12 protein-coding genes are annotated in these 13,721 nt (G+C 68.2%); 5 read left to right on the plus strand and 7 right to left on the minus strand.

What is annotated here, in order from left to right; genetic code table 11:
- Window positions 1-1,214: HAD-IC family P-type ATPase (locus NWP10_RS06465; RefSeq protein ID WP_258300280.1), on the minus strand; the 1,214-nt coding region annotated here is incomplete at its 3' end.
- 103 nt (window positions 1,215-1,317) lie between these two features.
- Window positions 1,318-1,884: a DinB family protein gene (locus NWP10_RS06470; RefSeq protein ID WP_184173361.1), complete on the minus strand. Its 567-nt coding sequence runs from the start codon at window positions 1,882-1,884 to the stop codon at window positions 1,318-1,320.
- A 274-nt stretch (window positions 1,885-2,158) separates the two neighbouring features.
- Here NWP10_RS06470 and NWP10_RS06475 point away from each other — a divergent pair, with 274 nt between their 5' ends.
- From NWP10_RS06475 to NWP10_RS06495, 5 genes are all read left to right on the plus strand, one after another.
- Window positions 2,159-2,911 carry an SDR family NAD(P)-dependent oxidoreductase gene (locus NWP10_RS06475; protein ID WP_258300281.1) on the plus strand — a complete coding sequence of 251 codons (753 nt, stop codon included), beginning with the start codon at window positions 2,159-2,161 and terminating at the stop codon, window positions 2,909-2,911.
- Window positions 2,912-3,069: 158 nt separating this feature from the next.
- Complete coding sequence (locus tag NWP10_RS06480; RefSeq protein WP_258300282.1) at window positions 3,070-3,783, plus strand: RelA/SpoT domain-containing protein; 714 nt, start codon at window positions 3,070-3,072, stop codon at window positions 3,781-3,783.
- A 14-nt stretch (window positions 3,784-3,797) separates the two neighbouring features.
- Complete coding sequence (locus NWP10_RS06485; RefSeq protein WP_258300283.1) at window positions 3,798-4,076, plus strand: hypothetical protein; 279 nt, start codon at window positions 3,798-3,800, stop codon at window positions 4,074-4,076.
- A gap of 59 nt (window positions 4,077-4,135) precedes the next feature.
- Complete coding sequence (locus tag NWP10_RS06490) at window positions 4,136-5,221, plus strand: S66 peptidase family protein (RefSeq protein WP_258300284.1); 1,086 nt, start codon at window positions 4,136-4,138, stop codon at window positions 5,219-5,221.
- A 64-nt stretch (window positions 5,222-5,285) separates the two neighbouring features.
- A complete protein-coding gene (locus tag NWP10_RS06495) occupies window positions 5,286-6,227 on the plus strand; it encodes an HNH endonuclease (protein WP_258300285.1) in 942 nt (313 codons plus the stop codon).
- Window positions 6,228-6,388: 161 nt separating this feature from the next.
- Here NWP10_RS06495 and NWP10_RS06500 read toward each other — a convergent pair whose 3' ends face one another.
- The 5 genes from NWP10_RS06500 to NWP10_RS06520 all read right to left on the minus strand — a co-directional run.
- Window positions 6,389-8,533: an RNA-binding domain-containing protein gene (locus tag NWP10_RS06500; protein WP_258300286.1), complete on the minus strand. Its 2,145-nt coding sequence runs from the start codon at window positions 8,531-8,533 to the stop codon at window positions 6,389-6,391.
- Between the two features lie 93 nt (window positions 8,534-8,626).
- Window positions 8,627-10,183 (minus strand): DUF1846 domain-containing protein, encoded by a 1,557-nt coding sequence (locus tag NWP10_RS06505; RefSeq protein ID WP_258300287.1) that lies wholly within the window; start codon window positions 10,181-10,183, stop codon window positions 8,627-8,629.
- Between the two features lie 109 nt (window positions 10,184-10,292).
- Window positions 10,293-11,429 (minus strand): trimeric intracellular cation channel family protein, encoded by a 1,137-nt coding sequence (locus tag NWP10_RS06510; protein ID WP_258300288.1) that lies wholly within the window; start codon window positions 11,427-11,429, stop codon window positions 10,293-10,295.
- A gap of 72 nt (window positions 11,430-11,501) precedes the next feature.
- Window positions 11,502-12,398, minus strand: coding sequence for a trimeric intracellular cation channel family protein (locus tag NWP10_RS06515; RefSeq protein ID WP_158493971.1), 897 nt, complete (start codon window positions 12,396-12,398; stop codon window positions 11,502-11,504).
- Window positions 12,399-12,548: 150 nt separating this feature from the next.
- The coding region (locus NWP10_RS06520) for a hypothetical protein (RefSeq protein ID WP_258300289.1) at window positions 12,549-13,721 on the minus strand (1,173 nt) is incomplete at its 5' end.

Below are 13,721 nucleotides of genomic sequence, written 5' to 3' on the forward strand. Positions count from 1 at the left end.
GCCGAGGAGAACGCCACCCGGTCCGCGGGCTCGTGCGGCGGGGCGTCGGCGAAGGGCTCGCGCAGGGCGGCGGCGGTCGGGTTGGCGTCCGGGTCGGCGCCGAACCAGGCGAGCACCGCGCGCGCCGCGGCGTCGACGTCGGCCGGGGCGCCGTCGTCGTCCGTGGACGTGGACGGGGACGCGGAGACGGGGGCGAGGAGCTCGTGGAAGCGCACCCCGCCCTCGGTGAGGGTGCCGGTCTTGTCCAGGCAGACGGTGTCCACGCGGGCGAGGACCTCCACGGCGGGCTGCTCCTGGATGAGCACCTCGTGCTGGGCGAGCTTGAGCGCGGAGACGGCGAACGCGATGGTGGTCATCAGCGCCAGGCCCTGCGGGATCATGCTGGTCACCGCGGCCACGGACGCGATCAGGGCGGGCTCGAGGGCGGCCTCGCGCGGCTGGGCCAGGGCGTGCGCCCACCCGCCGACCGCCGTCATCTGGCCGTGCACGATCACCGCGATGATGGGCACCAGGCCGATCGTCAGCCAGCGGGCCACCTTCTCCAGAGCGCCGCGCAGCTCGGAGCGGATCGCCGAGAACCGGCGGGCCTCCGCGCTGAGCCGGGCGGCGTGCGAGGCCGGGCCCACCGCCGTCGCCCGCACGAGCCCGGTGCCGGCCACCACCGACGAGCCGGAGAGCACGGCGTCCCCGGGGGCCTTGGGCACGGGGTCGTTCTCGCCGGTGAGCAGCGCCTCGTCCAGGTCCAGCCCGTCCGAGGCGAGCACCTCGCCGTCCACGGGCACCTGGTCGCCGCGGCGCAGCACCACGACGTCGTCGCGCACGATCCGCGCCATCGGCAGGGACACGCGGGCCCCGTCCCGGACGACGACGGCGTCGTCCTGGTGCAGCAGCGCGATCCGGTCCAGCTTGCGCTTGGCCGAGTACTCCTGGACGACGCCGATCACCACGTTGGCGATCGCCGCCAGGGAGAACAGCAGGTCCAGCCAGCGGCCCAGGGAGATCACGACGACGGCGCACAGCGCGATCGCCAGGTTGAACAGCGTGAGCACGTGCACGCGCAGGATCTCCGCCAGCGAGCGGGAGGTGTCCTTCGACTGGCGGTTCGTTAGCCCGGCGGCCTCGCGCTCCGCGACCTCCGCCGAGGTCAGCCCGGAGACCCCGGACAGCGCACCCGGTGCGGCGGCGGGCGGGGGCGCGGGAGCGGGCGGCGTCATGGCTCAGACGCTACCGACTCCGGCGGGCCGGACACATCAGACCCAGGGGTGAATCGCGCCTCAGACCGGGGTGGGGACGGGGCCCCGGGGGTGGGGCGGGGGCTCACTCGCCGGTCTGGCCGTCGACCGCCTCGCGTAGCAGGTCCGCGTGGCCGCAGTGCCGGCCGTACTCCTCGATCATGTGCGTGAGGATCCAGCGCAGGGACACCGGGTCCCGCCCCTCCCGGATCCGGTGGGTCCGCGCCAGGGCGGCCGCGCCGTCGTCGTCCGCGCCGGCCAGCAGGTCCACCACGGTCTGCCGGGAGCGCGCCACCTGGTCCGACCACACGGCGCGCAGGTCGTCCGCGGAGTCCTGGGCGGCGCTGTGCCAGTCCCAGTCCGGGTCCGCGTCCCAGTCCGCGGAGACCCACGGCTCCGAGGTCGGCTCGCCGAGGGCGACGGCCTCGAACCACCAGAACTCCACGAACGCGAGGTGCTTGAGCATCCCGCCGAGCGTCATCTCGGAGGGGTGGCCGGGCAGGCGGCGGTGCAGCGCCTCGGTGTCCAGGCCCGAGCACTTCCACTCGAGGCTGGCCCGCAGGAAGTCGAGGAAGCCGAGCAGGGTGGCGGCCTCGCCGGCGGCGGCCGGCGGCTCGGGACGGCCCTGCTCGTCGTAGAACACGGTGGTCATGGGCGCCAGGCTACGCGCCCCCCGCTGCACCTTCGTTCGGGAAACGGGAGCCCGCGGTGGCACCTTCGTTCGGGAAACGGGAGCCCGCATGAGCACCTTCGTTCGGGAAACGGGAGCCCGCGCGACCGCGGACGACGACGGCGCCGGTGGACGCGGCGTGAACGGCGGGGGCCGCCGTCGGGCCGCCCTTGGGCGGGGCCGGGCGCCCGCCTAGCGTGGAGGGTGGACCCACCGCGGGTCCGAACACATCCCCCGAGGACGAGGAGTGAACGGCATGGCAGAGTTCGACGGCAAGGTGGCCCTGGTGACCGGCGGCGGCTCCGGCATCGGCGAGGCGTGCGCCAAGGACCTGGCGCGCGGCGGCGCGAAGGTGCTGGTTACGGACATCAACCTGGAAGCCGCCGAGCGCGTGGCCGAGGAGATCACGGCCGACGGCGGCGAGGCGGCCGCGTACCGCCTGGACTCCGCGTCCCCGGAGGACAACGAGAAGGCCGTGGCGTTCGCCGAGGAGACGTTCGGCGCGCTGCACCTGGCCGTGAACAACGCGGGCGTCGGCGCGGGCACGGAGCCGGCCGGCGAGCTGAAGATCGAGGATTGGGACCGGGTCATCGACATCGACCTCAACGGCGTCCTCTACGGCATGCGCCACCAGCTGCCGGCGATCGAGCGGGCCGGCGGCGGCGCCGTGGTGAACATGTCCTCCATCCACGGGACCGTGGCCACCGGGCTGGGCGCGTCCGCGTACACCGCAGCCAAGCACGGCGTGGTGGGCCTGACCAAGCAGGCCGGCGTGGACTACGGGCCGCGCGGCGTGCGCGTGAACGCGGTGGGCCCGGGCTACATCGAGACCCCGCTGCTCGCCGAACTGCCGGACGAGGTGCACCAGGCGCTCGTGGCCAAGCACCCGATCGGCCGCCTGGGCCGCGCCGAGGAGGTGGCGCACCTCGTGAGCTTCCTGCTCAGCGACAAGGCGTCCTTCCTCACCGGCGCCTACTACCTGGTGGACGGCGGCTACACGGCCCCGTGACCTGAGACGCGGGCCGCATCGAGACGCGCGGGCCGGGGTCGTCGTCGTGGATCCACGACGACGGCCCCGGCTCCGTCACCTGCGGCGACACACGGTAACGCGGCTGCCGCGTCCACAGGCTTCGAGTCGGCGTTCTCGGTGATGGCTATGCTCTGGCCATGAACGAGCGGCCCAACCAGTTCCCCACGAAGAGTGCGGTGCGACGAGCAGGGTCGACGATCAGGGCATTCCAGCGGGGTGAGGTGGAACTACCCGAGATGTTCGAGGCCCTTACCACCCTCGAAGAACACCGGGCGCGTCATGCGGTACCGCTGGTGAAGGCCAACAACGGACTCAGGAAGTTTTGCCGGAGCCTGGAACTCGACGGGGAGGTGACGCAGCGGCTGAAGAAGGTGCCCACCATCTTCGGGAAGCTCACTCGTGAGGCAGGCCTGGACCTGTCGAGGATGCAGGACATCGGTGGCTGCCGAGTCGTCCTTCCCGACGTGACCGAACTCCGGCGGCTGGAGGCTCGTATCAGCCAATCGTGGTCGCACCGGGTCACACGCACGAGCGACTACGTCACGGCCCCCCGCAGTTCGGGGTACCGGGCTGTCCACATCGTGGTCGAGTGGGACGGGTGCCTGATCGAAGTCCAGCTCCGCAGCCAGGTGATGCATGCATGGGCTCAGTTGGTGGAGCGGCTCTCGGGCATGGCCGGCACCAACTACAAGCAGGATGGGTCGGAGGCCGTGCAGAGGTACATGGCTCTGATGTCGAGGCTGGACGCCTTCCACGAGGGTCTTGGCCCGCCTCCAACCGAGGAAGAGCTTGACAGGCTCGTTAATCTGGGTGATGAAGCCATGCGCGCGCTACGCGCGGCTGGACTCTGAAGGGAGGCGCTGTGATGGAACCGGTGATCAACCACTACCTGCTCGTCTTCGATCATGCGCGGGACCAGCTCGTGGACACCCTGGCCTTCGGCTCGGACGTGGAGGCGGCGACGGCCGAGTACAGCAGGCGAGAGCGGCTGCACCGGGAGGATGGCCACATCGACATCGTGTTGGTGGGCTCCGACTCGTTGGACACCGTCAAGGTGACGCACTCCACCTATTTCGCAGGGTCTCAGAAGGATGACCTGCGCAGCCTTCTCCGCCTGGACGAGCTGGCGGCGCAGCAACTCTGAGCTGTGCAGCGCCGCCGGTGCTTGCTCTTGCCCCGGGCCGGACGCCGTAGGCTCCCGCCATGGAACGCACCCTCGTCCACCCGCCCAAGGCCTCGCCGGGCGACAGGATCGCCGTCGTGTCGACGTCGTTCGCCGCTCCCGGGTTCGCGCCCGAGGTGCACGAGCAGGCCATGCGGCGGCTGCGCGAGCTCACCGGCCTGGAGCCGGTCGAGTACCCGACCACCCGTGAGCTCGGCGCGAGCCCCGAGGACCGCGCCCGGGATCTGAACGCGGCCTTCGCGGACCCGCGGATCCGGGCGGTGTTCGCCACGGTCGGCGGGGAGGATCAGATCACGGTGATCGGCCACCTGGACGCCGGGGCGGTGCATGCGGACCCCAAGCCGTTCCTGGGTTACAGCGACAACACCAACCTGCACCAGTGGCTGTGGGCCCACGGCGTGGCGAGCTTCCACGGCGGGTCCACGCAGGTGCACCTGGGGCCGGGGCCGGGGGTGGACGCAGTGCACGCCGCGTCCCTGCGGGCCGCCCTGCTGACGGGGGAGCGGCTGGAGATCACCGAGCCGGGCGAGTCCGAGGACGTCGGCGTGGACTGGCAGGACCCGCGGGCGCTCGCCGAGTTCGGGCAGCGGGAGCCGGTGGCGGCCGACGACGACGGCCTTGGCGGGCCCGGTGCCTCGCCGTGGCGGTGGGCCGGGCCGCAGAGGTCCGTGACGGGCCGCACGTGGGGCGGCAACCTGGAGGTGCTGCAGTGGGTGCTGGCCGCCGGCCGCGGCCCGGCCGACGTGGCGGCGCTGCGGGGCGGCGTGCTGCTGCTGGAGACCAGCGAGGAGCTGCCGAGCGCCACGGACGTGCGGCGCATGCTGCGCGTGCTGGGGGAGCGGGGGATCCTCGGCGAGGTGGCCGCCGTGCTGGCGGCCCGCCCACCGGTCAGCGACTTCGACGTGCGCCCGGACGCGCAGGAACGGGCGCGGCTACGGCGCGCGCAGGCCGACGTGATGGTCGAGACCGTGCACCGCTACAACCCCGACGCCGTGGTGTGCGTGGGCGTGCCCTTCGGCCACACACGACCGCAGTGGATCCTCCCGCACGGCGGCGAGATGACCGTGGACGGGGTGGAGAAGCGGGTGTGGGCGGAGTTCGGGTGAACTGTTGGTAACCTGCGGCTCAGACGGTGGCCGTCAACGAGGCCCCATTCACGAGGGGGTTTCCATGGCTGAACCGGAAGGCCTACGACATGCGGCGATAGCGTGGCTCGAGCAGCGCACCTTTGACCGTCAGATTTCCCTCACCCGTGACGAGATCGCGGACTTTGAGTGGAACGGCCAGCCGTTCCGTCTGATCCCCTCCCAGCAGGGCATCTGGAAGCCGCGCGGATTCGAGGCGACCCTTTCCATCGTGACTACGTACCGCTCGCCGGGCCAGAAACGTCCGTACGCGGACGAGGTCGGCGCCGACGGGCTCATCCGATACAAGTGGCGTGGGGACGACCCTCAGCACCCTGAGAACGTCGGGCTGCGCCAGGCTATGCAGTTGCGGCAGCCGATCATCTGGTTTATCGGCATCGGGGGCAAGCCCCCGGAGTACCAGGTGGTGGCTCCAGTCTATCTTGTCCGGGAGGAGCCGGACCTGCAGCAGTTCGTCATGGCGCCGCTGGCGGAAGAGGACTTCGCCGTCGAGGAGCTCGACGAGGGGTTCGCGGTGCCCGCGCTGAAGCGTTATCTCATGCGGGAGACGAAGGTGCGTCTGCACCAACCCGTCTTCCGCTCAACGGTGCTGATGGCGTACGAGGATCACTGCGCGGTATGCAATCTTGCGCATCCGGAGCTACTGGATGCGGCCCACATTGTGGATGACAGCCATGAACTGGGCACGCCGACCGTCGGGAACGGGATGGCGCTGTGCAAAATCCACCACGCTGCTTTCGATCGGCGATTCCTTGGCATTCGGCCGACGCCGGACGTGCCCGTTGTCGAAATTCGTCAGGACCTCCTCGAAGAGGTGGACGGGCCCATGCTGCGCCACGGCTTGCAGGACCTGCATGGCAAACCGCTAATGATGCTGCCCAGGGTCAAAGCCAATCGCCCGGACCGCGACAAGCTGATGTGGGCTTACGACCGGTTCCAAAGCGCGACCATAGTTAACGTGGCTTAACCCCCTGCTGATTTTGATGAATGTTAAACCAATTCGACCGGGTCGGAGTTTTGCGTCCTGAACAGACATGGCAAGATCAATGCGAATTGACAATCCTTGCAAGGATCTAAGTACCACTGTGACCAGTAGGAGAAGCGGCCCAATACTGCTGAATTGAAGACTCAAATCCGCTGTGCCAAAAATTCCTCGAGTTGTCGATCGATCAGTCTTGTCGACTGATTTCCCAGCCGCTGATAAACGGGATTATCTGCCGTGCGTGCAACACCCGGGAAGCTCCTGACCTCTACCACTAGAACATTACGTTTGCGAAGCTTCCTTACCGCAATTCTCACGTATCCAGAAACTGCGGGTTGACCCAAGTCGCGCACAAGTAAATCTTTAGCTAGCCAACGCTCTAGCCTATCGATGTCTTTCTCGAACAGGTGCAGATCTCGTGACAGTCCAGAAGGTCGTCCGTCGTCATTTACACCGATCAGCAGTACCCCACCATCGGCGTGAAGGAACGCGGAAACCGTTTTCACTACCTCGTGTTCAATGGCCTTACTTTTTTTCCCCTGTCGAATATCCCAGCGGCAAGTCTCTTTAAATTCGACGGTGTGAGACTCGCCAGATTCAAGCATTGACTCTAGGTCGCTAACACTGTGGACCAGCTCTGCTGAGGTTTCCGGGACCGGCCGTGAAGTAGGTCGATTCAGCAACTCGAGGGATTTAAGTGATTCCGTGAATGCAAACTTCCCATCGTTTTTCTGCTGGAACAGCCCTAGTTTGCAAAGAGTCAGCGCAGCTGCCTCAATGTCCGGGTCTTCCTCGGCCCATTCATTTACCCAGACTTCCGTTGGGTTATCCTGAAGGAGCAAATGCACGTTTGGATGATGCGATTGCAGCATGCCAACAATGCCAGTCCAGATCTTCCTGGCGCGGGGCGCCCACGCGGGGATGGCGGTCCTGACATCCTCTGCACTGATTTTCACCGTTTCAGAAGTAAGCCGCGCACCGCCCTCTTGCTGCTCCACTAGCATAGTTCTCGTAGTTGAAGCCAACTCGCGAGCCAGATAGGGAATACCGCCGCAGGCAGCGTGCACTTCGTCCACTGCCTCATCGCTCCATGTGACCAACATTGCCAAACCCAAGCCACGAAGCATATCGGCAGTCTCTTGGAGGGTGAACGGAGTAATGTAAAGCGGATCGATCTGACCAAAGATCGGATTATCTACGTCGTCACTAGTACCGATGAGACTATCATCGAATACTTGGTTCACTACGCCGGCCAGAATCAGAGTGACATTGGCCCGTGCCTGGGCGGCCGAGCGAACTGACCCTAAAATTTCTCCAACGATTGCAGGAGAAGAAGAACTGAACTTTAATAATGTCTCTATTTCGTCCAAAACGAGCACGAATGTGACGTCAGGATTTCTTGAGGCCAGGCGTTTAATCTTCTGAGGAAGTTTTGCTAATGGCAAGTCATCAGCGCTTTGATCGGCTGAAGTGCCAAGACGTACCTCAGGTCGACTTTTTTGGAGGGTGCGAAGCTTATCGATCAAATCTGAGTATAGATTTTCGGCAAAGTACTCCAGAGATGATTCGCGCATGGCCTGGAAGTCAACTGAGGCGACTACAGTTCCTTTTTGCTGGTATAGTGTCCCGAGTTGACGAACGATTGAGGTCTTCCCTAAGCGCCGAAGCCCTAGGATCGCCACATACTGCCGTCTAGCAATGTAGGCTTCCAGTTGCGCTAGAGCGGATTGGCGTCCATAAAAGTCGAGGCCGTGCACGGGGTCACTGGTCTTGTACAGGTCGCGATCTTGCAAGAATCTCGCTAGGGCTGACGCGATTGCTTCGAATGCCCCCCGGTCCCCGAATTCTCCGGTCCAGAGCGGAATCACGAGCGTGCCGGTTGTTTCTTCCCTATTCCATTGCGAGCATTTGCCTACTACATCTTTATGATCCGAGACAATGAAGACAACTTTTCGGGAAGGTGTGAATCGAGTATTGGTGAAGACTTCACGCTGGGCTGAGTCGCTAATCTCCGTATGTCGCTGGGCAACGGCATTATAAGTACTTCTGTGAAGGTCGGACCAGGGTGTGAAAAAGAAGGAAACTTCACCCTGGATATCGAACCGCGCCTCTAATATAGGTCCAAGGCGGCCCAGTGCCATATCCGCCCCCTCGATGTCCGTGGACTTATCCACTATCCGGTGGAAAAAGAATAGCGGGGTAGGGTTTTCTGCGCTACGAAGCCCGACGTCTAATAGCTCCGCATTTCCGTGGCGCCGAAAGAAGGTCTGACGCTGCTGGTAGAGGTTCATGGTGACGCTCCGTGTCATGGATGAGTGCGACGCATCGCGTGCATACGGAAATTAGGGATTGCGACCTAGGTCTCAGTCTAGGTTCATATCACGTCACCGCTTCCGGTACAGCCCCTTCTTCTGGAACTTCGGCTCGCTCGTCACGAGCATCCCCAGGGACCGGAAGATGCCCTCGTCCACGGAGCCGAGGATCGTCGTCGTGTGGACGTCGCAGCCCTCGAGGCTGGCCAGCTGCTCGACGGCTGCCTTCGCGTTCTCGTCGGTCGCCGCGGACACGGACAGCGCGATCAGGACCTCGTCCGTGTGCAGCCGCGGGTTCTTGGAGCCCAGGTGCACGGTCTTGAGCGTCTGGATCGGCTCGATCGAGGCGGGGGATAGCAGGTGCACGTCGTCCTCGATGCCGGCCAGCACCTTGAGGGCGTTGAGCAGCACCGCGGCGGAGCAGCCCAGCAGCTCCGAGGTCTTGCCGGTCACCAGGGTGCCGTCCGCCAGCTGCACGGCCGCACCGGGCTCGCCGGTGCGCTCGGCCACCAGCTGCGCGGCACCCACCACCGGGCGGTCCTCCGAGCTCAGGCCGAGCTTGGACATCACCAGGGCCACGCGCTCGGACTCGGTGTCGTCCGCGCCCTCCAGGGCCTCGTTGACCTGAGCCTTGTACCAGCGGCGGATGATCTCCTGGCGGGCGGCCTGGCGGCAGGCCTCGTCGTCGACGATCGCCGCCCCGGCCATGTTCACGCCCATCTCCGTGGGGGAGCGGTAGGGGGAGGCGCCGGTGAGCTTCTCCAGCAGCGCGGCCAGCAGCGGGAACACCTCGACGTCGCGGTTGTAGCTGGTGACCTGCTCGCCGTGGGCGGCGAGGTGGAAGGGGTCGATGAGGTTGATGTCGTCCAGGTCCGCGGTGGCGGCCTCGTAGGCCACGTTCACCGGGTGCTCCAGCGGCAGGTCCCAGATGGGGAACGTCTCGAACTTCGCGTACGACGACGGGATGTCCCGCTGGTGGTCGTGGTACACCTGGCTCAGGCACGTGGCGAGCTTGCCGGAGCCCGGGCCGGGGGCCGTCACGACGACGAGGTCCCGCGTGGTCTGGGACCACTCGTTCCGCCCGAACCCCTCCTCCGAGACGATGCGCGCGGTGGCGTGCGGGTAGCCGGGGATCACGCGGTGGCGGGCGACCTTCAGGCCCAGCCGTTCGAGCTTCTCCAGGAACGCCAGCGCCCGGTGGTTGGCGTCCTCCAGCTGGGTGACCACCACGTGCTCCACGAGGAAGCCGCGCTCGCGGAACACGTCCACGAGGCGCAGGACGTCGTCCTCGTACGTGATGCCGAGGTCCGCGCGTACCTTGTTCCGCTCGAGGTCCTTGGCGTTGAAGCAGACGAGGATCTCGGTCTCGTCCTTGATGCGCTCGAGCATCGCGATCTTGTTGTCCGGGGTGAACCCGGGCAGGACACGGGAGGCGTGGAGGTCGTCGAAGAGCTTGCCGCCCATCTCCAGGTAGAGCTTGCCGCCGATCTCACGGCGGCGCTCCTGGATGTGCTGCGACTGCAGGTCGATGTACTTCGCGCGGTCGAAGCCGATGCGGCGCAGGGGCGCGGAGGCCGCGCGTCCGTCGGTGGTGCTGGCGGGGAGGGCGGTCTCATGCGTGCCGGTCATGGACTCTCAGCCTAGTCCGTCCGGCGAACGCCGATGCGCACGGTTCCCGCGCCTCGGCAGCCTCGGCCGTCTTGCACCGGCCCCCGCGCCCCGTGCTCACGCGGGCGCGTCAGCCCCGCGGATCGTCCTCCGCGTCGTCGGCGATCCAGTCGTGCTCCGGGTCGTCGTAGCTGCGGGTGCGGCCGGTGCGCAGGTCGGTGACGTCCATGACGCCGGTGGCCGGGTCCAGTCTGACCTGCTGGCGGGAGGCGGGGTCCACCACGGTGATGGACTGCGTGTCCGGGTCGTAGTCCTCCACGCGCACCTGGCCCTCGTACTCCTGACGCGGCCCGTACGAGCCGGCCTCGGGCTCGCCGTCGTCGTCGAAGGCGCGGTCCCGCGTGTAGGCGTCCTCGACGGCGTCGTAGTGGTAGCCGGCGGGCGCCGGCGGGTGGTGGGCGGCCCGGTCGGCGATCGCCTCCGCCTCGCCGACGTCCATGCCGCCGGGCCCCGAGGCCGAGCGCAGCCGGCGCTCCCGGGCGCGCTCCACGCGGCGCGCGGCGGCGTCCTGCGCCTGGGTGGCCAGCCGCCGCAGCCGGTCCAGCGACTCCTTGTCCTGGGAGATGTCCGCCCCGAACAGCCGCCACTGGTACCGGTAGGCGAGCATGCGCACGGCGAAGATCAGGAACGCGATCAGGAAGCCCGTGAAGGCGTTGAGCACTCCGTTCATCGCGGCGATGGTGGCCACGGTGGCGCCCACGAAGGTCGGCATCACGTAGACGCCGCGCGGGTCGAAGATGGACGGGACCTCGTTGGCGACGATGTCCCGCAGCACCCCGCCGCCGAGCGCCGCGACCATGGCCACCACCACGGTGGACACCGGGTGCACGTCCATCGAGTGCGCGATCAGCACGCCGGAGACCGTGAACAGCGCGAGGCCGCCGGCGTCGAAGAGGGTGATGGTGAGGTTCAGCCGGTTCGGGTGGAGCGCCTTGACGTATACGAGCAGCGAGACCAGCACGGGCGGTGCCAGGTAGATCGGGTTCTCCAGGGACGCGGGCAGGCCGCGGTCCAGGAGGATGTCGCGCGTGAAGCCGCCGCCGAGCCCGGCGAGCAGGGCGAGCGCCATCGAGCCGACCAGGTCGAACTCCTTGCGGGAGGCCAGCAGCGCACCCGAGGTGGCGAAGAAGAAGATGCCGATCAGGTCCAGGGTGGTCAGCAGCCACGGCACGTCGGAGAGGTCGGCGAAGAACTGCTGGACGTCCACAGCGGCTCCTTCCGTCGGGTCCGGGGGTTCACCGGCCATTGTCCCGTGCGGCCCGCGCGGTGGCTCGTTTGTTCACCCGGGTGTCCCCGGGGGGACGCCCTCGCCTGCCCCGGGCGTCTCCTCGTTCGCCGGGGGGCCGTCCTCGCCGGGGTCGGCGGGCGGCCCGTCCCTGCCCTTGCGGTCGCGGATGTCCGGCACGGGCGGCTCGTCATGGGGATCCATGCGCTGGCGCTGGGTCTCCCCCGAGATCTCGGCCCCCGGGGCGAGCCACTCCCGGCGCATGGACACCACGCGCAGCACGAGCACGAGCACCATCACCGCAGCCGAGGTCAGCGGGCCGAGGAGCTCCGCCTGGCCGAGGGCCGCCGTCGTGCCCGCGCCGAGGATGGCCGGCAGCGCGTACCAGCCGCGCCCGCCGAACACGGCGGGCGGTTCCCCGGCGACGACGTCGCGCAGGATGCCGCCGCCGACGGCGGTCACCAGGCCCAGCACCGCGGCGGCGACCGGGCTCAGGCCGGCGAGCAGGGCGATGCGCGTGCCCACCACGCAGTACACGGCCAGGCCGATGGCGTCGAAGGCCATGACGGCGTGGTGGCCGCGCTCGCCGTCGAAGATGCGGAGGAACACCGCCAGGGACGCGACCGCGGGCAGGATCAGGTACCAGGGGTTGTCGAAGGCCGCGGGCACGTCCCGGCCGACCACGAGGTCCCGGACGACGCCGCCGCCCGTGCCCACCATGAGGGCCAGCAGCAGGGAGCCGACGATGTCGTAGCCCTTGCGCACGGCGAGCACGGCGCCCGAGATCGCGAAGAAGAACACGCCCACGAGGTCCACGGCGGTGATCGCCGCGGTGATCGCGTCGGCGAGCTCGCCGTGCGCGTCGATCGGCTCGGGCACGTCCCGTTCGAGTTCGGCGGGGTCCTTGGGGGTGGCGGACAGCAGCCACACGGGGAGAGACGGAAGCAGCACCCGCCCATCGTCCCCCGTCAGGCGGTCCCGGGTCAGCCCTGGGCCGAGGCCGGCCCCGTCACAGGGCGGAGCCGGCCTCTCCCGGAGGGACGGGAGCGGCGCCTGGTGGTGCCGCGGGTTAGCGGACGAGCAGTACTCCGGCGCTCCGGGTCAGCGAGCCAGGCCGAAGCGACGCCGGCCGGCGACCAGGGCGCCCGTGCCCGCGGCAGCGACGGCGGCCAGCCACCAGGCCTGGCCGGAGCCGGTCTCCACGGTCTCGGGGACGGTGTGCTCGCCGGCGGGCCCCGAGGGCTCGGAGGCCTCCGGGGCGTCCGTCGAATCCGGGGCGGGGGTCGCCGGGGACTCCGGTGCGGGCGCCTCGGACGTGTCGTCCTCGCCCTGGGCCTCGAGGGCGTCCCACACGCGGGCCTCGTCGAACGGGAGACCCGTGCCCTGGACCCCCAGGTGGGGGTCGGCGGCCCGCGGGTCCCCGATCGAGAAGGTCACGACGAGCGTCTTCTGCTCGCCGGTGCCGCCGTCAGTGAGGGTGAAGACGGCCTGGTCGGTGCCGGTGAAGCCCTCGTCCGCCACGTAGACGGTGCTGGCCCAGCTGCCGTTCGCCCCGTCGGGGGTCCAGTGCGTGGGGTCGCCGACGCGGGGCAGTTCGACGAGGGTGCCGTGCTCCGGCTGCTCGACCACGGTCCTGGTGGCGTCCCCGCCGGCGACGTCGCCGCTGGAGTTGCCCTGCAGGTGGACCAGGCGGGAGCCGGGAGCGGCGAGGTGGGTCTGGTGGTCCACCGTCGGGCGTCCGCCGAATTCGTAGGCCTGCGGGCCCCTGGCGTCCAGGAACATGCCGGGGACGTCGTCACCGAGGTCCCGGTCCTCCCCGAACACCAGAGTCGCGGTGGCCTTCCCGTCCACGTAGAGGGTGAAGACGGCGCCGGTGGTGCCCTCCTCGCCGAGGACCCGACGCTGCTCCAGGACGTCCACGTAGCCGGTCTCGAGCTCGGCGTCGTAGGTGAACTCCACGTCCGTCTCCGGGCCCATCTCACCGGGGACGTCATAGGAGATCTCTTCGAGGTCAGTGAAGGACGGGTAGAACGGCGCCACGGTCACGCGGACGTCCTTGACGGCGTGCTGTGTGTAGAAGCGGCCCGTCCGGGGCAAGAGTTCCGTGGAGCCGAAGGTGCCCCCGACGAAGTGCCCGTTCTGCCACCCGTCTGTGGTCTCGGCGGGGGCGGCGAGGGCCGGGGCGGCCGCGGTGGCGGCGAGGCCACCCGCCAGGACGACGGCGGCGAGGGCGGTGGACAGCGGGCGGGTGGTGCGGCGAGCGGACATCAGGTC

The organism is Micrococcus sp. HG099, assembly GCF_024723355.1.
Taxonomy (GTDB): domain Bacteria; phylum Actinomycetota; class Actinomycetes; order Actinomycetales; family Micrococcaceae; genus Micrococcus; species Micrococcus endophyticus.

What these genes read in the sequence shown, in the direction of transcription:
- NWP10_RS06505 (WP_258300287.1), bottom strand. Translation starts at nt 10,183, where the DNA reads ATGACCGGCACGCATGAGACCGCCCTCCCCGCCAGCACCACCGACGGA.
- NWP10_RS06470 (WP_184173361.1), bottom strand. Translation starts at nt 1,884, where the DNA reads ATGACCACCGTGTTCTACGACGAGCAGGGCCGTCCCGAGCCGCCGGCC.
- NWP10_RS06485 (WP_258300283.1), top strand. Translation starts at nt 3,798, where the DNA reads ATGGAACCGGTGATCAACCACTACCTGCTCGTCTTCGATCATGCGCGG.
- NWP10_RS06475 (WP_258300281.1), top strand. Translation starts at nt 2,159, where the DNA reads ATGGCAGAGTTCGACGGCAAGGTGGCCCTGGTGACCGGCGGCGGCTCC.
- NWP10_RS06495 (WP_258300285.1), top strand. Translation starts at nt 5,286, where the DNA reads ATGGCTGAACCGGAAGGCCTACGACATGCGGCGATAGCGTGGCTCGAG.
- NWP10_RS06500 (WP_258300286.1), bottom strand. Translation starts at nt 8,533, where the DNA reads ATGAACCTCTACCAGCAGCGTCAGACCTTCTTTCGGCGCCACGGAAAT.
- NWP10_RS06480 (WP_258300282.1), top strand. Translation starts at nt 3,070, where the DNA reads ATGAACGAGCGGCCCAACCAGTTCCCCACGAAGAGTGCGGTGCGACGA.
- NWP10_RS06490 (WP_258300284.1), top strand. Translation starts at nt 4,136, where the DNA reads ATGGAACGCACCCTCGTCCACCCGCCCAAGGCCTCGCCGGGCGACAGG.